The sequence below is a fragment of the Asticcacaulis aquaticus genome (assembly GCF_028550415.1).
Classification (GTDB): domain Bacteria; phylum Pseudomonadota; class Alphaproteobacteria; order Caulobacterales; family Caulobacteraceae; genus Asticcacaulis; species Asticcacaulis aquaticus.
Genome location: NZ_JAQQKX010000016.1, coordinates 53,107 through 74,944 on the forward strand (window position 1 = coordinate 53,107; position 21,838 = coordinate 74,944).

Consider the following 21,838-nt stretch of genomic DNA (forward strand, 5'->3'; position numbering starts at 1 on the left):
GGAAGGTCATACGCACATGTCCGACTTTTACCGTCGCCGTTCTGCACATTTGTCATGCGATTATCCACATTGTGGGATTTATGAGACAATTTGTTTCCACCGCGTAACACGGCGCTGCGCCTCAGGACGCTAAATATAACGGCATTATTTATAATAATGTCCGCCATCGTTACAGTAAACAAAAACTAAACGAAAAATTTTATCCAGAATTCATGCACCTATTTGTAGTTTCCTAATAATTTGAAATTACTGTGAGCGGGCCGAGGTATTGTATATGAAGTTTGCCCACGCCTTTTCCACGTTTAAAGCCCGCCTCCGCAAGCCGGGGGCGCTGGTTGTCCTGCTCGGTCTCTCGGCCCTGTTCACCGTGATCGAAATCGGCAACCCGCTGGAACTGTTCCTGCGCACGACGCGTAATGCCGTGATGGAAAAGCCGGTCAGCGGCGATATCGCGGTCGTCGGCCTCGATGAGCCCGCCCTGGCGGCGCTGGGCCCGTGGCCATGGAAATCCGCACACCTGTCCGCCCTCACCGACCGGCTGTTCGCCGACGGTGCGACGCGCGTCTTCTTCACCCTGCCGCTTCAGGATCAGGGCGAAACCAGCAACAACCTACTGGCCGAAACCTTTTCCCGCCACCCGGGCCAAGTCTATGCGGCGGCCACCGTCGATTACCGGCTGGGCCGGCGCAAGGGCCGCGACGTCCTGCCCGCCGCCGCCCTGAGCGACGAGGTGCAGACCGTCTCCATGGCGCGCTTCGTCGGCTTCTGGCGCGGCGTCTCGGCGGTTCCGTACCGTTCGACCATCGGCGGCAAGGACCTCGAATCCATCGAATCCGCCCTGTCCGGCGTGACGGGCAAGGCCGGGGAACGCTTTCCGATCAACTACGCCTTCGACGCCAGCTCGATCCCCTATGTCAGCGCCGCCGACGTCCTGTCGGGCCATGGCGGCAGCGTCGTGCGTAGCAAGGATGTGGTCATCGGCTTCAACGCCCCGGGGCTGGGCGAGCAACTGGCCGTTCTGGGTCAGGGACACCGTTCGCCCGAAGCCGTGGTTGTGGTCATGGGTGCCGAAACCCTCAAGGCGGGCAAGCCGCTGAACCTCGGCTGGCTGCCCGGCTGGCTGCTGGCGGCGTGTGCGGCGGCCTACGCCCTGAACGCCAAACCGTTGCCGTTCAGGCGCGTGGCGCTCACCGCGACGGCGCTGGTCCTGCTGGTCGCGCCGGGCGTTCTGGAAGCCTTCAACATCTTTGCCGAAGCCATGGGCGGCCTGTCGCTGCTCGGCATGGTGGCCGTACTGAACCTGTGGCGGCGTTTCGGCGCGCGTCAGAAAAAGGGCGGCACGATCAACCCGGTATCGGGCCTCTATACGACAAACGCCATCCGCCACGACGACGGTCAGGACGGCCGCCAGCTGGTCGCCGCGCGCATCCGTCGCTACGCCGAGGTGGTCAGCGCCCTGCCCCCCGAAGCCGAAAAGCTGCTGATCAAGGAGATTGTCGCGCGTCTTGAACTGGGGGCCGGTGGCGCACAGCTCTATCACGGCGACGACGGCAACTTCTTCTGGCTGTCCAATCTCTACGACCACGACCTTTTGATCGAGCAGTTCATGGCGCTGCACGTCATCTTCCGCAGCCCCATCCGCGTCCAGCGCAACGCCTTCGACGTCGATATCTCGTTCGGCCTCGACCGCGAATTCAACCTGCCCCTGTCGCACCGCCTGACCAGCGCGCTGGCCGCCGCCCACGCCGCCGAACAGGACGGCACGCGTTGGCGTTTGCACGACCCGTCGCTGACCGGTCAGAAGGAATGGAACCTGTCGCTGCTGGGCGAACTGGACGAGGCGCTCGACAAGGGCGACATCTGGGTCGCCTATCAGCCCAAGATGGACCTCTATTCCAAGGAACTGATCGGGGCCGAGGCCCTGGTGCGCTGGACCCATGCCGTGCGCGGCCCGGTCAGCCCGGTCGAATTCGTCGAAATGGCCGAAAAGCACGGTCGCATCGACCGCCTGACCGATTTCGTGCTGAACGATGCGCTGAAAGTGGCCAGGAGCGTACTGGCCGACAAGCCGGACTTCCGCATCTCGGTCAATATCTCGCCCAGCCTGCTGGTCTCGCGTGATATTCTCGACATGGTGCGCGGTGCCCTGGCCCGGCACGAGGTCGATCCGACCTGCCTGATCCTCGAAATCACCGAGACCCTGGCCATCGCGCAGAACGAGACCCCCAGCCTGCTGATGGCCGAGTTCCGCGCCATGGGGATCGGCCTGTCGATCGACGATTACGGCACCGGCCTGTCGACGCTGGAATATCTGCGCAAGATTCCGGCGACCGAACTCAAGATCGACCGCCGCTTCACGCAGGATATCTGCACCGACAAGGCCGACCGCGCCGTCATGCGCTCGACCATCCAGCTGGCCCACGCGCTCGGCATGAAAGCCGTCGCCGAAGGGATCGAGACCATCGAGGTCATTTCGCTTCTGTCGCGCATGGGCTGCGACGTCGGTCAGGGCTACTATATCGCCCGCCCGATGGAGTCCAAGGCCTTCCTGGCGCGCATGGCCGCCGACGTGGCACAAATCCGTCACGGTTAAAACCACCGGTGTGAAAAACAAAACCCCCTTCGTTCCGGCGAAGGGGGTTTTGTTTTGCCTTTACGCAAGGTAACGCCCGCCGCTATTCAAAAACAACGCACCAATAGCTGAGCGTTGTCATTAAATACTGTTGATCGGTGACCGAATGCCGCACACTCAACCCACCCGCTTGCCCTAAACTTTGAATTTTCTGCGGGTTTCCCGCAAAGGGAGTCAAATACGCTTAATGAGACGTAAAAAAACAGGGTTAATGCTTGTTAAGCTCAATTATTAATGGTAAATAGACTCTTGCAGCGATCAGGCTGCGCGTACACGTAGAGGGCATCACCATGTGGGATTGGCTTTTCGGTTACTGGATCTAGTATCCCCTGACCTACCGAACACAAAACGCGAAAAGCCCCTTGCGGGGCTTTTCTTGCGTCTGGGTGGCTGAAAAGCTTAGCTTCTCTGGATCAGGGCCATGGCGCGCGCCATGTCGGCATGCAGGGTCTGAATGGTACGGGTCGTGTCGCGCATCTTTTTCACCGCCCCGGCCAGCGCCGCATCGACCGCCAGCCCCTCCATATCGTCGGTCAACTGCATCAGCCGCGTCAGTGAGTCGCTCAGCTTGCCGTGCGACAACCGCAGCACCTCGCCTTTCAGCATATTGTCGTCCTGAAGCTGCTTCAGCGCACCGCGCACCGCCGCCTCGTCGCGGGCATTGCGCAGGACATAGGACAACTGATGCGAAATCAACCGCCAGTTCAGCGGCTTGACGACGAAGGAGGTGGCCCCCGACGCAAAGGCCTTGTCCACCGCCACCATGTCTTCGCGCCCGGTCGCCACGACGACCGGCACGTGCCTCAGGCGCGGATCGGCGCGCATCAGGCCCAGCAGTTCGAAGCCGTCCATGCGCGGCATGTCGAGATCGAGCAGGACGATATCGAAATCCTGCTTGGACAGGATGCGCCAGGCCGCCTCGCCGTCTTCGGCCACCTCGACCGTCACCTCGTCGGTGGACAGGTGCGACACGGCGAATTCGCGCAGGATCGGATCGTCGTCGACGACCAGAAGCCGAGCGGATTCAAAGGAGACGAAATGGTGGCTCATACACGGTGACCTTGCGGGGATGGTCGAATACTGAGTTTACGCACGATTACTTGGTCAATACAGGGGCTATACGTGAAGGGCCGACGCCCTGCGGCACCGGCACACCGGAGCCAGCATAGCGGTTATTGATAACCAGCACCGGATCCTTGCGCAAGGTCAGGGTCCGCGCCACGATGACGCTCCAGGCGGAATCCTGAGCCACACTGCCGGCGGTTTCGATTTCCAGCTCGGCATTGGGGATATAGATGGTCCCCAGAAGCTGGCTGACGCGGTCGGACTTAATGGTGAATTTCTGCGTATTGTCACGCGACGTAACGATCAGGAAGCCGGCGAACTTGCCCGAACGGCGTGCCGAAATACGCACCTCACCATTATCGGCGAAATCGAACTTCTGCTTGCCGCCGAAGATCAACACCACGTCGTCTCCCTCAATCTGACCTTTTCCCGCCAGACTCAAAGGAGACATGAAATAGTGCTCGCCCGGCAAAAGGTAGAGTTTACCGGAATCGACGACCTGCAAGATATCGCAATGAACGCCGGGCGGTAAATAAATTGTAGTGCTTTTGATTAGGACCGCTCTAATGGAAACAGGCAGGCACGGCAGGGGCGGCTTGAGGTCCATATCCGTAAACGGATCGGGGATGGTCATGGCGCCTGAATTGCCCTGCGGCTTGGTGACCCCACTAACCTTGCCCGCCGCCTGAATGCGGTCGGCCTCGATCATGGCGCTGGCCGTGACATTGATGTCGTGATTGGCGTGAATGGCGCAGCCCGGCGCCTTGATATAGGCCGTATTCTCGACCGACAGACCGCCGTCCATGGTCTGAAGCACGCAGAGCGGCACCTTTTGCAGGTTTTCCGCCTGAGCCACGACCGACATTCTGGTTTCGCCGATCTTCATGAAGCCCATAAGGGATTTACGGTCGGCGACACCCGTAACGGTAACAAGGCCCTTGGTCAGGTCGACCTCGGCAGTGAACTGTACCGAGGTCGATTTCGGCAGATCGTTCAACTGATCCATCGCCGTATCGACCGCGATCTGACGGATGCCGTCGGTGTTCTGATTGTAGGTGGCGACCGCCAGCTTGCCCGCCCCGGCCAGAGCCCCGGCGTCGGCGGCGTCCTGCATCTGGGCGCGTTCCTTGTGCGCGGAGGCAAATTCCACCCCACCCGCGGCCGCCATCAGCAGCGGCACGGCGACCAGCCCTGTGGTCAGGGCCATGTTTCCACGGGTACAGGAAAGAAAAAAACGCGTCACTCGATTGCCCAATCCGGATTGGTTATTGGCAATCTTTACATATGCCTATTAAGATTTATTAAAAGCCAAAGGTTTACGCCGGTTAAGAGGCTCGTAACGCTTCCTGTGGTAGAGCATGACCCTACGCTGCCCCGAAAGTCGCATGATCCCCGCCTCTTCGTCCGCGCCCGCTTCGCGCCATACCTCCATCGCCCGGCGCCTGAATCGCCTGGTGATTGCCTGCGTCCTGTTCTGCACCCTGCCGGTGGCCGCCCTGTTCGTGGTCAACGAAGCCCAGCGTCACGCCGACAATCGCTGGTCGGTGATGAAGACTGCCGCCGAGGTTCTGGCCTCCAGCGTCGCCCAAGGCGTCGAGGCGCGTGACGCCGGGCAGGCCTTCACCGCCATCCGCGCCGTATCGCGCACGCCGGGGATCAACTATGCCCGGGTCGAACTGGCCGATGGCGAGGTGCTGGCCGAGACCGGTTCCGGCGCGCGGCTGAAAACCGATGTGGTGGTCGGCGCCGATACCCGACACCCGTCGTTGTCGGCGCTCCTGCTGACCCGTTCGGTGCAGGTCGAGGCCCCCATCGTCAGCGACGGTGCCGTCATCGGCAAGGTCAGCGTCGTCCATCGCGCTCAGGGTCTCTGGCAAAGCCTCCTGTTGTCCCTGGCCGGTATTACCGCTCTGGCCACCGGAGCGCTTATCGTCGCCCTGATCATTGCGCGACGCCTGCAGCAGGCCATGACCCGTCCGCTGGCGGAACTAACCGCCACGGTCGGCCAGATCGCCCACACTGGCGATTTCTCCCACCCGGTCGAGCGGCGCTCCGAAGACGAGGTCGGGGCTCTGGTCGACGGCTTCAACACCATGCTGGACGCCATATCCCAGCGCGACCGCCGCATCGACGCCCAGATGAAGGGGCTTGAGGCGGACGTCGCCGAACGGACGCGCGACTATCTGGTCGCCCGCGACGAGGCCCACGCCGCCAACGCCGCCAAGTCGGAATTTCTGGCCACGATGAGCCACGAAATCCGCACCCCGATGAATGGGGTAATGGTCATGGCCGAGCTTCTGGCGGCGGAAAGCCTGCCGCCCAAGGCCCGCCGCCACGCCCAGACCATCGCCAAATCCGGTCGCAGCCTGCTGGCCGTCATCAACGACATTCTCGATTTTTCCAAGATCGAGGCGGGGAAGATGGACGTCGAAATTACCGAGGTCGATCTGCTCGACCTGATCGACGACACCATCAGCCTGTTCCACGCCAAGGCGCGGGAAAAAGGCCTCGAACTGGTCGCCTTCGTGCAACCGGACGCGCCGCGCATCGCCCCCGCCGATGCCGTGCGTCTGGGGCAGGTTCTGAGTAATCTGGTTTCCAACGCCCTGAAATTCACCGAGACCGGCCATGTGACGATCCGGCTGCTGCCGGATCGTGATCCGGGGTTCTGGCGGCTGGTGGTCGCCGATACCGGCATCGGCATCGCCGCGGACAAGCTTTCCGGCATTTTCGGCGCCTTCACCCAGGAAGACCAGACGACGACGCGGCGCTTCGGCGGCACGGGCCTCGGTCTGTCGATCGCGAAACGGCTTGTCGAAGCCATGGGCGGCGGCATCGCGGTCACCTCCGAACAAGAAACGATTCATAAGAGGGGGGGCACTCAGTTCCATGTCCGCCTGCCCGCGCTGGCCGATGCGCCCAGCGCGGCACCGCCCATGCTGGACGGCCATTGCGTCCATATCGCCGTGCATGGGCGCGCCGAGGCCCACGCCCTGAGAACCCGTTTCAAGGCCGCCGGTGCGGTAACAGACGGTCGTCCGGCGCTGGTGATCGCCGACAGCGCGGCGCGGCGTGAGCTCAATGCCGATCCGCGCACGCTCGTGCTGCTGGCCGATGCCGAAGACACCGAGGCCGATAGCTGGCTGAAAAGCGGACGTTGCGCCGCCGTCCTGCCGCGTCCGGCCCGTCACCGCGACCTCGACCAGCTCATTCAGTGCCTGCGTGACGGTGAACCTCTGGTGCTTAGTGCGCCTGAAACAGCGGTATGGACGGCCGGGACCGTTTACCCTGAGGCCCGTGTGCTGGTGGTCGATGATGCCGAGGTCAACCGCGAGGTCGCCGCCGAGTCGCTGTCGCGCTTCGGCATTGTCTGCGTCACCGCCAATGACGGTCAGGCGGCGCTGGATTGTATGGCGGCGGAACGCTTCGATCTGGTGCTGATGGACGGTTCCATGCCGGTGCTGGACGGCTTCGAGGCGTCGAAACGCTGGCGCGCGCAGGAAACGCAGGACCGCACGCCCATCGTCGCCCTCACCGCGCACGTGGTCGGCGCGGCGGCGACGGCGTGGCGCGAGGCGGGCATGGATGCCATCCTGCACAAACCGTTCACGCTACAAGCGCTGGGCGACATCCTGAGCACCTTCCTGCCGCCGGAGCTGGCGCAGGCCGCCCCGGAATCCATCGCGACCGCCGCGTATGAAGCGCCCACTATGGCGAACGATCCCACCGCCGCCTTCGCCCCCTCTTTCGATGGCCTGTTCGACGAGACCGTCTTCGCCACCTTCCTCGACGGTCGCCGTCAGGGGCGCGGCGAATTCGTCGACCGCGTATTGGGCCTCTATCGCCGCCACGTACCCGAAGCGCTGGCCGCGCTTCATGACGCCTTGCGCGACAAGGACAATGACCGCGTGGCCTCCAGCGCTCACGCGATGAAATCGATGAGCCTCAATCTGGGGGCCAAGGCCGTGGCGACCGCCGCCGCCGCCATCGAAAACGCCATACGCAGCGATGGGCGCGACGCCACCCAGTCCGAGGCCGCCGCCTTGAGCGACGCGCTGAAACGCACCCTGGCCGCCCTCGACCAGCGGCTGGAAGGGACCCTGCCGGCGGTCGCCCCTGCGGTCGTCGCGCGCGATGGCTTTACGGCGGAAGAAACGGAAATCCTGCGCCGCCTCGAAGCCGCGATGGCCGCCGGAACGCTGGAAATGGTCTATCAGCCGATCTTCGACCGGCTCGGTGAAACGATCCTGTCGGCGGAATGCCTCATCCGCTGGCCCGCCACCGATACGCCGGTGATCAGCCCCGCCCTGTTCGTGCCGCTGGCCGAACGCTCGGGCCTGATCGTGCAACTGGGGGCCTATATCCGTCGTCAGGTGCTGAAAGACGCGCATCTGTTCGGCGAATTACCGCTGGCCATCAATGTCTCACCGATCGAACTGGACCAGCCGGATTTTACTAGCGGCCTGACCGCCCTGTTCGAAGAGATGGGCTTCCCGCCGCGCCGCTTCGTGCTCGAAGTCACCGAAACCGCCATTCTGGGCGAGCCCGAAAAGATGAAACGCCTGTTCGAACGCCTGCGGACGCTGGGCTTCAAGCTGGCGCTCGACGATTTCGGGGTCGGCTACTCGTCCCTGACGGCCCTGCATCGCTATCCGTTCGACAAGATCAAGATCGATCGCGAATTCGTCGTAGCGCTCGACGGCGAGGCCCGTCCGGCCCTGGAAGCTTTGGCCATCATTCAGGCCGTGACCGGCATCGGGCGCGCCTTCGGGATGCAGGTCGTTGCCGAAGGGATCGAAACCGCCGGCCAGCACCGCCACCTCAAATCGGCGGGCGTCCACGGCCTGCAGGGCTATCTGTTCTCCAAGCCCCTGTCGAAAGGCGAATTTGCCGCGCGACTGAAGGCCCCCGTTGCAAAAGCGGGATAAAATCCGATTTACCATGCGACGTATTTCTGTAAGCTGCCCGTTCAATAGTAAGATAAATAAAAACAGGCACACCGATGAAATCCGTTCTCCTTCTGGCCGCGACGTTCGGCCTTCTGACATCTGCGGCTCACGCTCAGGTCGCTGGCGACGCCGTGGCGGGCAAAAAGGCCTTCGGGGCCTGCATGTCCTGCCATTCGATCAAGCCCGGCGCGACCGGCATCGGCCCCAGCCTGTCCGGCATTGTCGGCAAAAAGGCCGCCACCGATCCGAAGTTCAAATATTCCCCGGCCATGAAAAAGGCCCCGGCGTGGTCCGAAGCGCAGCTCGACGCCTTTCTGGCCAACCCCAGCGCCACCGTACCCGGCACATCGATGAGCATGGCGCCCACCAAGGACGCCAAGAAGCGCGCCGACATCATCGCCTATCTCAAGGCGAACTGAGTCCGCGATAAGCGGCGACCACCTCGGCCATGACCGACAAGGCGATCTCCGGCGGCGTCAGCGCCCCGATATCGAGCCCGACCGGCCCGTGGATGCGGGTGAGCGCCGCGGCGTCAAAGCCCTGCGCACGCAGGGCTTCCAGCCGCTGCACATGGGTCCGGCGGCTGCCCAGTGCGCCGATGTAAAACGCCGGCGAGTGCAAACCTGCGGCCAGTATCTCCGCCTCGTAATCGTGATCGTGGAAGAGGCAAACCAGCGCCGTGGCCTCATCCAGCAGGTCGTAATCGCAGTCTCTGGGCGACCGTAGCGGATGGATACTGCCGAACGGGGTGCTGCGCTGACGCGTTGCCTCGTCCGGGCTGTAGATAATCACCGGCATTTCGTTGAGTTGCGCCAGTTGCGCCAGAGCGGGCACGATATGGCCCTGCCCGATGACGACCAGCCGCGCTTGCGGCGGATAGACACGCGCATAGGCTTCGATGCGATAGACCGCTCGCTGCCGCACCCGGCGGGCGGCGATCAGGTCATCCAGCGTCCGATCATCCAGCGTCACATCGAAGGCCACGTGGATGCCCGACCCGCACGGCAGGACGATGTCGCGAAAGCGCGAGCCCTCGCCATACAGTTCCACATGGTTCCGGCCCCGTGCCATGGCGTCCAGCGCATCACGCACCAAGGCCTGTTCAGCGCAGCCTCCCGTGATGGCGCCCAGGGCCCGCCCGTCTTCGGCCACCGCGATCTGACTGCCCAACGGCCGGGGCGACGACCCGTCGACCCCGATCAGGGTCAGCAGCGCCGTCTTCAGCCCGTCGCGCCGCCAGTCGCGCAGGGCGTCGAGCACATAGTCGGCATAGGCCGGAACGGCGATATCGAGAACCTCGGTCACGCCTTCGCGGCCACCAGCGTCTCCGGCAGGAGCGGCAGTTTGCGGATGCGTATCCCGGTCGCCGCGAAGATCGCGTTGCACACCGCCGGAATGACCGGCGGCAGGGCCGGTTCACCCAGCCCCGTCGGCGGATTGTCGCTGAGGATGAAATGGACCTCGACCTGCGGCGCGGCGGACATGCGGATCATGGGAATTTCGTGGAAGTTGGTCTGAACCGCGCGGCCCTTTTCGAAGGTGATTTCGTGCAGCATTTCGCCGATGCCGTCCATGACCGAGCCCTCGACCTGATTGCGCGCCCCCGACGGATTGATGATCACCGACCCCACATCGCCGACCGCCCAGACCTTGAGTACGCGCCAGTTGCCGTCGCTGTCGACCTTCACCTTGGCCACCTCGGCAAAGTAACCGCGATGGCTGAAATAGGTCGCCATGCCCATACCGACACCCTTGGGTAGCTCGGTCTTGCCCCAACCGGAGCGCACCTTAAGATCGTCAAGTACGGCCTTGATCCGATTGAAATTATATCCCGGAGCCCGGCCATTCGGCGTCTCCGGTGGCAGGGCCTGACGCGCGGCAATCAGTTCCAGTCGGAAGTCGAACGGGTCCTTGCCCGCCGCGTGAGCAACCTCATCGAGGAAGCATTCGTGGACGAAGCCCAGGGCATTCGACGACGGCGCGCGCAGATAGCCCGTCGGGATCAGGGTTTCGATCAGGGATTGCTCAAGCCCGAAATTCGGCGCGACCTGCTGCGGGAAATCGTGCGGAATGATGCCCGCGCCCTGAGTCGGCTTGCCGCCGCGGCCATAGGTTACCCCGTGCGCGCGATAGGCGATCAGTTTGCCGTCGGTATCCAGTCCGGCCTGCAGGCGATGGCTATTGCCGGGTCGGAAGAAGTCGTAGGCGACGTCGTCTTCGCGCGTCCACAGCAGCTTGACCGGCACACCAGCCTTCTGCGCGATGGCCGCCGCTTCCACCATATAGTCGTTTTCCAGCCGCCGCCCGAAGCCGCCACCGCCGCGCACCATATGGACGGTGATCTTGTCCTCCGCGATACCGAGCGCCTTCGCCACCAGCTTGCGACCACTACCGGGGGCCTGAGTCGGGGCCCAGATTTCGACCGTATCGCCCGCCACCTTCGCCGTGCAGTTCTGCGGCTCCAGCGCCACGTGCGCGATGAACGGCGTGTCATAGACGGCTTCGACGGTTTTCGCGGCGCCGGCCAGAGCGGCCTTGACGTCGCCCTTGCTGCGGATGGTTTCGCCGGAACCCTTGAGAAGCGCCTCGGCCTGAGCGGCATAGGTCGCGGTATCATGCGGCGCGCCAAGCGTTTCGTCCCAGACGACCTCAAGCTGATCGCGGGCCGATTTGGCGTACCACCATTTGTCCGCCACGATGGCCACGCCATCCTGCAAGCCTTTGAAATCGCCCGAGCCGCTTAAGGTAAAGACGTGCGTCACCCCCGGCAGATTCTTGATGGCGTCCAGATTGGCGGACCTGAACTTCGCGCCATAGACCGGTGGCTTGGCCAGCACCGCGTATTTCATCCCCGGCACGACCGTGTCGATACCGAAGATCGGCTTGCCCTCGACGATCTTCGGGCTGTCGTAGCCAGCTTGGGTCTTGCCGATGATGGTGAATTCGGACGGGTCTTTCAACACCATGACCTTCGGGTCGGGCGGGGTGATCTTGGCTGCCGCTGCCGCCAACTGGCCGTAGGCTAGCGTCTTGCCGCTCGCCTTGTGCGTCACCACGCCCTTCGCCGTGGTCAGGGCCGCGCCATTGACCTTGAGCTGTTCGGCAGCCGCCTGCACGAACATCGACCGCACCACAGCCCCTACCCGGCGCATGGGGTCGTAATTGGTCGGCGTGGTGGTCGATCCGCCCGCCGTCTGATTGCCATAGACGCTTTCATTGACCGGGGCCGACTCGATGCGCACCTTCGTCCAGTCGGCGTCCATCTCCTCGGCGATCAACATGGGCAGCATGGTTTTGACGCCCTGCCCCACCTCGGGATTCTTGGCCCGGATGGTGACCGTGCCGTCGGGTGCCACCGCGACGTAATCGGTCATTTGCGCTGCCGCCGCCTGAGCCTCGGTCCGGGAGGCCCCGAACCCGATCAGCAAACCGCCCCCGGCGGCGACACCGGACACCAGAAACAGACGACGTGAGGGTTGAAAATCGTCCATCTCAGACCTCCCGCGTGTCGGCAACGGCCATACCCGCCGCACTTTTGATGGCGGCGCGGATGCGTTGATAGGTGGCGCAGCGGCACAGATTGCCGTCCATCGCCGCGTCGATATCGGCATCGGTGGGTTTCGGCGTGTCTTTCAGCAAGGCCGCCGCGCTCATGATCTGACCGGCCTGACAATAGCCGCACTGCATGACATCGATCTCCAGCCACGCCTTTTGCAGCGCCTTGCCTTGCGGCGTCTGAGCGATGGCCTCGATGGTGGTGATTTTTGCGCCGTCCAGCGAGCCGATGGGCGTGATGCAGGCCCGGACCGGTGCGCCGTCCACATGCACGGTACACGCCCCGCACTGCGCCACGCCGCAGCCGAACTTGGTGCCCGGCAGGTCGAATTCGTCGCGTAGCGCCCACAGGAGCGGCATATCTTCGGGCAGGTCCCGGTCGAGGACCTTGCCATTGATGGTCAGCTTCATGATGCGATCCCTCGGCAGGGTAGTTTTTATGGCGTTGAGACTATCTCATTTATATCGACGTCAAAGCGGTATTTTCAGTCTTCGCGCCGCCTCAATATCCTGCGGCGTATCGATGTCGAACAGGATCTGCGCCGCGGTTTCGACGTCAATTACGTCAACGGCGCGAGCGGTGAGAATCCGTCGCGCGCCTTCGTCACCTGTGAGGCGTTGCAGCGCTGGCAAATGCACGGCCCCAAACAGCACCGGCGGCGCGCGCATCGGCCCGGCGCGACTGACGACAATGGTCTGAGGCGACGTCGCCGCCCTGAGCAAGGCCTCGATATGGTCTGCCGTGACGAACGGCATGTCGGCCAGCGCCACCAGCACCGTGCCCTCTTCTATACCGGCGGCGGCCCGCGCCAGATTGTCGCCCATCCCGGCCTCAGGCCCTTCGCTTACGACGACCGTATATCCCAGCCTTTCCAGCGGACCGCGCAGCCCATCATCGGCAATGGTCGCCTTAGCTGAGCGCCACGGTAATGCCACCAATCGCGTCGCCGCATGCAGCGCCAGCGGCTTCCCGTACAGGTCCGCCGTCAGCTTATCCGTCGCGCCGAAGCGTTCGGAGCGTCCGCTGGCCAGTAAAATCAGGGTCGTATCTTCGGCGTGCATCCCGTCAGCCTGCCACAGGTCGATTTATAAAACAAACCGTTCCAAAATTAACCACAAGGGGGTATAGGGAGCGCGTCATGCGTCTCGACCTCCCTCCAAAGACCATCCCGCCGTTTCCGGAATTCGTCGCCCTGATCGCCGCCTGCATGGCCGCGACCGCGTTGAGCGTCGATACCATGCTGCCGGCCCTGCCCGTCATGGGTCAGGCCTTCGGCGTCGACAATCCCAACCGGCTACAGCTGATTATCTCGGTCTTCTTCATGGGGATCGGTCTGGGTCAGTTCATCTGCGGCACCCTGTCGGACTGGCTGGGGCGGCGCAAGGTCCTGCTCGGCGGCCTGATCGCCTACGTCGTCATCTCGTTCATCGTCTCGCTGGTCACCGACCTTGAGCACATGCTGATCCTGCGCTTCTTTCAGGGCATGGCGGCCGCGGCGGCCAGCGTCATCCCGCGCTCGGCGATCCGCGACCTCTATTCCGGTGCTCAGATGGCCAAGATGCTGTCGACCGCCCACGTCGTCTTCCTCGCCGTGCCGATCCTGGCCCCCAGTCTGGGGCAGCTGATTTTGCTCGGCCTGCCGTGGCGCGGTATCTTCTTCGTCCTGACCGGTGCCGGAGCGCTCGTGGCTCTGTGGGTGTGGCTGCGGCTCCCCGAAACCCTCGATCCGGAGGTGCGCTATGCCCCTTCCCCCGGCAAGTTCGTCCGCGTCGCCGGGTTCATCGCGTCGGAGCGCACCTCGCTCGGCTATTCGCTGGCCGTCATGCTGATGACGGCGATGATCCTGTCCTATCTGTCGTTGATGCCACAGATCTTCGACGAAGTCTTCCATAAGCCGGTCATGCTGGGCCTCGTCTTCGCCCTGTGCGCCGGGGCCATGGCGGTGGGGGCCTTCACCAATATCAAGCTGGTCGAAAAGCTGGGGACGCGCGTCATGTCGCACCGCTCGCTGACCGGGGTCATCGTCATAGCCACGATCCATTTCCTCTGGGCCCTGAGCGGCAGGGAAACCTTGCTCAGCTTTACGATCCTTCAGGCAGCGACCATGATGTGCATGGCCATGTGCACCTCGAACTTCACCGCCATCGCCATGGAAAAGGTCGGCCATGTCGCCGGCACCGCCGCCTCGCTTCAGGGCGTCCTGTCCATGGTCGGCGGCGGTTTCATCGGGGCATGGATCGGTCAGTTCTGGGTCGGCGGCGTGTGGTTGCTGCCCCTGTCGGCGCTGGGACTGGGGATCGGCGCTATGACGCTCATCGCTCTGGCCGAAAAGGGTCACCTTTACCGCAATCCCGCCTAGAGCATCTCCCGATCTGGTTGGATCGGGAGATGCTCTAGGTTTTTGTTTTATCGCGCATTTGATTCCGAAAACCGTTGCACACTTTTCGGCATGCGCTTTAACCTTCAAAGTCCGGCTGGGCTTCCGGGCGCGCGGCCTGAAACGCGGGCAGCGCCAGACACGCCGCCTCGACCGCCTGCAGACGCGGCCAGCGCAGGGTGACACCGAACCGCCGGGCATTGCTCATCTGAGGCACCAGACAGACATCGGCCAGCGTCACCGCCTCACCGAACGCATAGGGCCCTGCCTGCCCGTCCAGCAGCCGCTCGCAGGCGTCGAAACCGTCCGCGATCACCGTCTGCGCCCACTGGTCGGTTTGCGCCTGATCGAAACCCAGCCCTTTGAGCCGCTTGAGGATTTTCAAATTCTGCAAGGGGTGAATCTCGCAGGCAATGGCATAGCTGAACGCCCGCACCTTCGCCCGCAGCACCGGATCGGACGGCAATAGCGGCACCGCCGGATAGACCTCGTCCAGATATTCGCAAATAGCCAGTGACTGCGTCAGCACCGCGCCGTCGTCGGTTTCCAGCGCCGGGATCAGGCCCTGAGGATTGAGCCTGAGATAGTCCGGCGCCGACTGCTCGCCCTTGCGCAGATGATGGAAGACGTGCGCATAGGTCAGCCCCTTGAGCGCCAGAACGGTCCGGACCCGCCACACTGCCGAAGACCTGAAATAGCCGTGAAGTTTCATTCCGCCACGTTCTCACTCGATTCGGGATAGACGCCCTTCAGCACCTCATCGAAATGGGCCTGCACCAGAGCGTTGCAGCCGCAGGATAGACGGCGCAGATCGTCCTGGGAATGGACGAAGATGCGACTGCGCACGGTTTCCAGAACCCCGGCGCGTTTCATGGCCCCCATGACCCGGCCCACATAGCTGCGCCCGACCCCCAGCATTCCGGCCAGCTGTTCCTGAGTCAGCGGGATGACGTTGTCACCGGTACGGTCTATCGCCGACGACAGCCAGCGCGCCGCCCGCTGCTCGATCGTGTGCGTGGCGTTGCAGGCTACCGCCTGAAACACCTGCGCCAGCAGGCAATCGGCATAGCGCGCGAAGAAGTGACGCAGGCTGAGCGAGGCCAGCTTGGCGCGTTCAAGTTCGGCGACCTCGATACGCAGCATCGGTCCGGCGAACTGTACCTGCGCGCGCGAAAACGCCGGCAAGCGGCCCTGACTGACGATGCCGCCGATGGCGCCTTCGCGCCCGATCAGCGCCGTCTCCACGCCCCGCGCATCGTCCAGCAAGACCATGAACGAAGCCAGCGTCGCCCCCAGCGGAAACCACGCGTACCGCACGATGTCCCCGGCTTCGAACAGGACATCGCCGGTCCCCACCTCGACCAGTTCGAAATGCGCCTGCAACAGCTTGCGGTCGCCCGGTTGCAAGGCCATCAGGAGGTTGCTGCCGGTCATCATCGGCGCCACGGAAAGAGTCATCGCGAAATATTCCCTGATTCGATGCGCCTGTGTGTACGAGTGCGCATACAGGCCGAGGTTCAGAAAGCTATGGAGAGGGTAAAGATTCAATATTGAGCCGTTTTACGAGGCCCTTACGGGATGCCCACCTCTTTATATAACCACCTGCTGCTGGCGGACGACGACCCGCGCAGCGCCGAAATCGCCCGTATGCTGCTGCACAGCTTCGGCATGGCCGTCGATGTGGTGACGAATGGCGCCGATGCTATCGAACGCCTGAGGCACCGGACCTACGACCTCGTTCTGATGAACATTGAAATGCCGGTCATGGATGGGCTTGAGGCCACGCGGCGCATCCGTGAGGCACAGGCCGCCGGAGATATCGCTGAGGTTCCCGTCATCGGCATGAGCGCCCATACGCTGCTGGGGGATCGTGAAAAAGGGTTTGCCGCCGGGATGGACGACTATATCCCGAAGCCCTTTACCGGCGACACCCTGCGGCGCCTGCTGACGGCGCATCTGGGCGAGATCTGACGCTTATAAACGGAAAATAGCGATCGGACGCATTTTGCCATTGAGCGCCTGAGCGCTTTAGCTTAGGTTCCGCCGCATCCCGCAGGCGTCGCTTTACGCCACCTGCGTCATCAGCACCCATAGCTCAGCTGGATAGAGCGTTGCCCTCCGAAGGCAAAGGTCGCACGTTCGAATCGTGCTGGGTGCGCCATACCTCATAAGGGTTTCCGAAGATTTTAGCTTTTAGTGGTTTTGGGCTACGGAAGCACTGCGGAAGCAGGAGGATGGAAAAACGCGCTATCGACTCGCATTCTTTGGCAACGATGTGAGTCGGCCTACAGCGCTGCATCTTTCCATTATCGCCTTATGACGCACCTACATCGCGTTAGTCTGGTCGGTACGATTGAAAGGTTGTCACCCGTAAATCATCCATTTCCGAGGCTTTGGCGGTCATGTAGTCGATGGCTGAGAACAGAGTGTTTCCCACCGCGAAAACACCCGGTAGCGGCCTGAATGGTTGGCGCAAACGATCCGCCAACGGCCAGCGCACCCGGCGCTTTACCATTCCCCCATCCAGTACGAACGTCAGGTTTCCGACCAGCCGACCGTGTGAACTGGAGCGCTGTCCTGCCGCGTCGAACATCTTAGCCAGCGTCGGATTTTGCCGGACAAACTGCGAAGCGGCTATCCCGCCAATCCGGGTAAATTGATCCAGCGCATAGGTCGGCACGCCGTCGATCATGCGTCCGGCCCGGAAGCCATCGTCGGTCTCGATGTCGCTCTCCGCGCCTACCCACTCCCGCCAGACCAAGGGCAGCAAAAACGCCATCTCGTTCCGGCTCGTCTTCCATGCGGCATGAGCAATAGCGATGACGTGGCTGCTGGAGGTCAGAGACGACAGGACATGAAACACGGCGTCCGGCTGACGTATCCGCTGTTCCTCAGCCAATCCGCCGCCCATAGCCAGCGCTGCGGCCGCACGGCGCTCTATAGGTGCGTCCTCGTCCAGAAGCACACCGGCCAGTTCCGGGCAGTCGGCTTCAAGCATCTGAGCCATCTCGGTGGCTTGCACAGGGTCGTTTAGAACCCTCATCAGCAGATCACAAACAGCTTGGCAATGCCGCTCCCCGGCCATCTTGGTGACCAGATAGGCCGCGACACGCCATTCCCCACCCATGCGGGTCCGCCACGCCTTGTTGCGGGACGCGGCCACTATGGAGGCCACGGTGTCCATAGAGACCACGCCAAGGTCTTCCAGCGCGACGACGACCAGATGCCGCCAGAAGGCCCTTGAGTCATGCTCCAGAAGGTTGGCGGTCGCCGACAGGGCAATGGCAACATCACCCCTGCGTATGGCCTTCTGCAAGGCGCTACGCGCTACCCAACGGTCGCACCGCATGGGCTGAACATTCTCAATGTCGGTGGTGATGATTTCGTCTGCGAGATTGGCAAGAACGTATTTGAACAGGTCTTCCGGCCACATATCGGCACTCCTCTGAAAGAGGGGGCCTCAGAAACGTCTGTCCCATCATAAGCGTAACCCAATGACTGATCAGGGGAAGGATTTTGTTGAAGTCTGAACCAAAATGCACAGCCAATTGGCGAAGCCATCGCCTTTTGTATCGCAGATAGCTTGACCGTCATACTGGATTAAGCGGGACGCAAAAGTCTGTTTTGGGTACAAATAATAAGCTGTTTGGCCCCCCTTGTCATTGCGACATAGAGATGCCGACGATCCATAACTGACGGGTTTAAAATGACTGCGATATCAGCCTCCAACCCCTTAAGGAGAAGCGTGCTCCCAACAGTACGCTTGGCCAACGGCCTTCCAATTAGCCTAGAGCGCTCTCGGACTGAGGTGGCTGCTGCGGCTGGAAGAATGCCGTCAGTTCCTATACAGGCCTTTAGAACATCGAATGCTCCTCGTAAAATCGCAGGGCGGTGGGCTCGAACACCGCCTTGTTTCCCAATCTCTTCGAGTAATATCGCTGCACCTGAATACGTAGGATTTTCCGCAAAGGTAAGAGCCGCTTGCTCCGCTGGTGATGCTGGGTTTCGTGCTCGACCGGCGCGCAGACTGTCAAGCCTTTGAAGCATTGCGAAGGCACCAACATTTGTCATAACGCTACCCGCAAAATTAACTACGTGGCTGGTGATGTTGGGAGATGCCAAATTAAAATGTTCCCCAAATGCTACCAAATCGCGCATATCAACATTCTCGACGGTAACGCCGCCCGGTATTTGTCCAGCAAATTCTCTTTGACCTGTGGGGTTCGTAGCATCTGCCATAATAAGCACGCGCCCATCGTTATGAGGCAGAGGAACAGAGCCAGCCTGTAAACGGAGTCGATAGTCGTCCGCACCATTAAGTGGAACCCATTGGACATTAGGTGGGGCGGCACCCAGATCAATCGAACCACCAGCGAACAGGATAGGTCTGATGCTAAGCAGCCATCGCCCGAACGCTTCTTCTCCCGCATTAATCCATCGCCAAGGTGTACCCAATTCCCCCGCGTTAGGAAACGTTAGGCGTACCTGACCTTCCCAGTCAACGGTTGGTCCGGCAAAGTTAAATATGGCTTGTAAAGGGTCTCCAAGCACGCAAGTGCGGAGTGCAGCGCTGGCGTGGCGGACTATCTCGTGTTGCGGAATAGAGCAGTCTTGATATTCATCGACGATAAGGCGTTCATAGGTCGCGGCGAGAATGTCATGAATATGCCTTCCGGCCAGCAGCAGGCGTGCGTGTTCACGAATTGCTGGATAGTGGTGTCTAGGGTCTGTTATCGATAAGATGCGCGGATCATGGCCACTTCTCTGCGGGAAAAGCGTCAAGAGGCGCATTGCCCACCCGTCAATTGTTGTCAAACGATAGAGGGAAGGAGAAACGTTGGCTCGATCTAAACGACCACGAAGCGCCGCAACTCCCGCATTCGTATGTGTTAAAACAAGTATCGGTTTTGATCCACTGTGCCTTGCCAATGCATCAGCGATCAGGTGAGTTTTCCCACATCCCGCAGGCGCTGTAATCGTGCCGCGTTCGACATCAAGCAAATCGATTTCAGGCATCCTGATGCGCCCAACTCTCGATCGCGCTTATCACGCCATTGAACTGACGGTCAGCTGTCGCAAGATTAGGGAAAATCACATCGTTTGCAACGCTTTCCATTTTTGAGACAGATTTAAACCACGCATTGGATTTGCTCCGTGCCGCTAACCCCAACCAAGGTCGGACGATCGGGTTAATTGGGATTACACATTGATCTAACCCTGCCTGATTGACAGACGCTGTACGAATATGTGCTTCAATAGTGCTTTGGTCAAATAGGCTAATCGCTCGGACCAATAGCGCAACGACGGTTTGATCTGACGACGCTAAAAACAATTCATCTTCTAATGCACACCCCGCACGCCATTTGAAAACCGCATTCCCCCTGCCTAAAAAAATTGCCTCGGCGATAGCATCTGGTGACACGTCGTCATCACGCAACACTGCCACGCGATAGCCGAGAGCCTCAAATGCTCGCGCCCGATTGTAAAGTTGGTTTACGCCCTTGGCATCGACAAACGACACCCCAGAGGCGCTGAGACATGTCTGCCCTGAAGCCGCACGATGTTGGTCTAGGCCGCGCAGTAAACCAACTTCGCTGGCTCCTTCGCATATAATCACCGACTTGGCTAAGAACGCTTCAGGATAAAGCCGGATAGTACCTTGTATTTCGTCATCAGTTCCCACCGACCTAACTTCGTGTTGGTCGCCTTCTTTGCGTACTACGTAAAGCTGATCTCCACGTAGCTCCCGCACAGCTACTGGGGAATGGGTAGTGATAAATGCCTGCAACGGCGGTGGATTTTCTTTGGCTCCAATTGACCCCAGTAAGCGCATGATGCGGTGGGGTTCTAGGCCATGCTCCAACTCGTCTATCATGATAACGCTAGCGTCTTTCGCAGCCTTACGCTGTAAACCCGCGAGAAGCAGTCGAGTCGAGCCTACACCGAGCGCACGCAACGGTACGCCGTTGGCTCCGTGCAATGCGATAGTGCCGCCGTTGAATGAAATGGCGTGCGCGTCAAGCATGGCTTTCAATTCACCATCTAACGAAATCCCCAGCTCTCCGGCTGTTTGCGTTACGATTTGAAGAGTTTCCCTAAATTGAGCATCCGCGATGTCACCGAACGCGACGCGAGCATTTCTGGCGGCATCCGCCAACGCCGCCGCCATGTCGGGCTTTTCGTCCGATAACCGGTTCAGTATCGAGCCACGTCGCCATGCTAAATGATGATCAGCGAGCGCCCCTACCCGTGTGGGAGATAAGCGTGCACGATCACTCCACGTGAGAAAACGCTTTTGACCGGTTGCTTCGGCACGATCCGATAGCAATGTCCAGACTGGGTCCAAGTCGCTGTTGACGGTAAGGCAAATGCTCAAAACGGTTTCGGCTCCCGCTTCGGGCTCATCTTCGATTAGACCCGTTGCCGCATGGTACCCGCGCAGATAACTGCCGTAAGTTTCGAGGCTTTTTAGTGAGTCATCGAGATCGCCAACGGTGACTGTAATTCTTATCGGTCTGGAGACATCAAGGTTGTGAAAGTCCGCATCGGTGAACGATAGCGCTCGGCGCGCCACCAAACAAAAATCCAGCGCATCCAATATTGAAGATTTTCCGGCATCACCGGGTCCAATCAGACAATTGATGCCTTCTCCCGGCATCCATATGAGATCTTTGATGCAGCGGAAATTCTCAATTTTTATGTGCCGCACCCGTGCCATTCCGCTTCCCCCTTATTTTGGACTCAACTGATAATTACAGTCTCCCTCTAATTGCAACGGCGAATTACGTTTTTCTGACTTTTTGACATTCACGCTATGCAGAAGTCGCACGACTACCCATGAACGTGTTTCTCCCGCACTGTTTATTTGATGTGCTTAAAATACCGTCCCTCCCAATATCCAACAGTGCTGTCCGTCGGACTATCGAGTGTGTAGGATGTCGTGTCCGACCGGTCGTGCCAACGGCAGACACCACTGCGCCAGCAGTTACAGCTAAAGCCGATACGCCCATGACCAGCGCGACAATCTGTTTGGGCGACTTGCCCTTAAACATTTGCATAACATCCCCCGCAATTAAATTGGATTACACTTATGGAACTGTGGCCGTCAGGCGCGGCATGGATCATTTCAGCAATATGAATTTGAACCGCCCCGGCTTTGCCGGAGGCTCATTGGTTTAAGTTACGCGGCCAATTCTAAAGTGTCGAGGGCAGCGTAGTAGAGTTGTTCGGCCTCGGCTGGTGGGATGTTGCCAATGGGT

At 60.9% G+C, this 21,838-nt stretch carries 16 protein-coding genes and 1 tRNA gene; 6 read left to right on the forward strand and 11 right to left on the reverse strand.

What is annotated here, in order from left to right:
• The first annotated feature begins 274 nt into the window (after nt 1-274).
• Entirely contained in the window at nt 275-2,593 is a 2,319-nt protein-coding gene (locus tag PQU92_RS16390) for an EAL domain-containing protein (RefSeq protein ID WP_272749336.1), read from the forward strand.
• Between the two features lie 438 nt (nt 2,594-3,031).
• Here PQU92_RS16390 and PQU92_RS16395 read toward each other — a convergent pair whose 3' ends face one another.
• Nucleotides 3,032-3,682, reverse strand: coding sequence for a response regulator (locus PQU92_RS16395; RefSeq protein WP_272749338.1), 651 nt, complete (start codon nt 3,680-3,682; stop codon nt 3,032-3,034).
• Nucleotides 3,683-3,728: 46 nt separating this feature from the next.
• Nucleotides 3,729-4,904, reverse strand: coding sequence for a pilus assembly protein TadG-related protein (locus tag PQU92_RS16400; RefSeq protein WP_272749339.1), 1,176 nt, complete (start codon nt 4,902-4,904; stop codon nt 3,729-3,731).
• 178 nt (nt 4,905-5,082) lie between these two features.
• Here PQU92_RS16400 and PQU92_RS16405 point away from each other — a divergent pair, with 178 nt between their 5' ends.
• Nucleotides 5,083-8,625 carry an EAL domain-containing protein gene (locus tag PQU92_RS16405; RefSeq protein WP_272749340.1) on the forward strand — a complete coding sequence of 1,181 codons (3,543 nt, stop codon included), beginning with the start codon at nt 5,083-5,085 and terminating at the stop codon, nt 8,623-8,625.
• A 74-nt stretch (nt 8,626-8,699) separates the two neighbouring features.
• The gene (locus PQU92_RS16410; RefSeq protein WP_272749341.1) at nt 8,700-9,065 is read left to right on the forward strand and encodes a c-type cytochrome; all 366 of its coding nucleotides are present in this window, start codon (nt 8,700-8,702) and stop codon (nt 9,063-9,065) included.
• Here the strand turns inward: PQU92_RS16410 and PQU92_RS16415 are convergent.
• Genes PQU92_RS16415 through PQU92_RS16430 form a run of 4 tightly spaced genes read right to left on the reverse strand, consistent with a single transcriptional unit; the run spans nt 9,052 to nt 13,263 of the window.
• Entirely contained in the window at nt 9,052-9,951 is a 900-nt protein-coding gene (locus PQU92_RS16415) for an XdhC family protein (RefSeq protein WP_272749342.1), read from the reverse strand. The two genes, PQU92_RS16410 and PQU92_RS16415, sit on opposite strands and share 14 nt — an antisense overlap.
• Nucleotides 9,948-12,137, reverse strand: coding sequence for a xanthine dehydrogenase family protein molybdopterin-binding subunit (locus PQU92_RS16420; RefSeq protein ID WP_272749344.1), 2,190 nt, complete (start codon nt 12,135-12,137; stop codon nt 9,948-9,950). The genes PQU92_RS16415 and PQU92_RS16420 overlap by 4 nt, the downstream gene beginning before the upstream one ends.
• Before the next feature lies 1 nt (nt 12,138).
• Nucleotides 12,139-12,612 (reverse strand): (2Fe-2S)-binding protein, encoded by a 474-nt coding sequence (locus PQU92_RS16425; RefSeq protein ID WP_272749345.1) that lies wholly within the window; start codon nt 12,610-12,612, stop codon nt 12,139-12,141.
• Nucleotides 12,613-12,672: 60 nt separating this feature from the next.
• Nucleotides 12,673-13,263, reverse strand: a complete 591-nt coding sequence (locus tag PQU92_RS16430) for a nucleotidyltransferase family protein (protein WP_272749346.1) — start codon at nt 13,261-13,263, stop codon at nt 12,673-12,675.
• A 77-nt stretch (nt 13,264-13,340) separates the two neighbouring features.
• On the opposite strand from PQU92_RS16430, the gene PQU92_RS16435 reads away from it, so the two are divergent.
• On the forward strand, nt 13,341-14,561 hold the full coding sequence (locus PQU92_RS16435) for a multidrug effflux MFS transporter (protein WP_272749347.1): 1,221 nt from the start codon (nt 13,341-13,343) through the stop codon (nt 14,559-14,561).
• A gap of 97 nt (nt 14,562-14,658) precedes the next feature.
• Here PQU92_RS16435 and maiA read toward each other — a convergent pair whose 3' ends face one another.
• Both maiA and PQU92_RS16445 read right to left on the reverse strand, forming a co-directional pair.
• Nucleotides 14,659-15,291 (reverse strand): maleylacetoacetate isomerase, encoded by a 633-nt coding sequence (maiA, locus tag PQU92_RS16440; protein ID WP_272749348.1) that lies wholly within the window; start codon nt 15,289-15,291, stop codon nt 14,659-14,661.
• Nucleotides 15,288-16,037: a Crp/Fnr family transcriptional regulator gene (locus PQU92_RS16445; RefSeq protein WP_272749349.1), complete on the reverse strand. Its 750-nt coding sequence runs from the start codon at nt 16,035-16,037 to the stop codon at nt 15,288-15,290. The genes maiA and PQU92_RS16445 overlap by 4 nt, the downstream gene beginning before the upstream one ends.
• 120 nt (nt 16,038-16,157) lie before the next feature.
• On the opposite strand from PQU92_RS16445, the gene PQU92_RS16450 reads away from it, so the two are divergent.
• Together PQU92_RS16450 and PQU92_RS16455 are read left to right on the forward strand one after the other, a co-directional pair.
• The gene (locus PQU92_RS16450; protein ID WP_272749351.1) at nt 16,158-16,550 is read left to right on the forward strand and encodes a response regulator; all 393 of its coding nucleotides are present in this window, start codon (nt 16,158-16,160) and stop codon (nt 16,548-16,550) included.
• Nucleotides 16,551-16,663: 113 nt separating this feature from the next.
• Nucleotides 16,664-16,740, forward strand: a tRNA-Arg gene (locus PQU92_RS16455).
• A gap of 174 nt (nt 16,741-16,914) precedes the next feature.
• Here PQU92_RS16455 and PQU92_RS16460 read toward each other — a convergent pair.
• The 3 genes from PQU92_RS16460 to PQU92_RS16470 form a co-directional block, all read right to left on the reverse strand.
• Nucleotides 16,915-18,012: a hypothetical protein gene (locus PQU92_RS16460; RefSeq protein ID WP_272749352.1), complete on the reverse strand. Its 1,098-nt coding sequence runs from the start codon at nt 18,010-18,012 to the stop codon at nt 16,915-16,917.
• 167 nt (nt 18,013-18,179) lie between these two features.
• Nucleotides 18,180-19,595: a UvrD-helicase domain-containing protein gene (locus tag PQU92_RS16465; RefSeq protein ID WP_272749353.1), complete on the reverse strand. Its 1,416-nt coding sequence runs from the start codon at nt 19,593-19,595 to the stop codon at nt 18,180-18,182.
• Complete coding sequence (locus PQU92_RS16470; RefSeq protein ID WP_272749354.1) at nt 19,588-21,297, reverse strand: ATP-dependent nuclease; 1,710 nt, start codon at nt 21,295-21,297, stop codon at nt 19,588-19,590. The genes PQU92_RS16465 and PQU92_RS16470 overlap by 8 nt, the downstream gene beginning before the upstream one ends.
• Nucleotides 21,298-21,838: the final 541 nt, after the last annotated feature.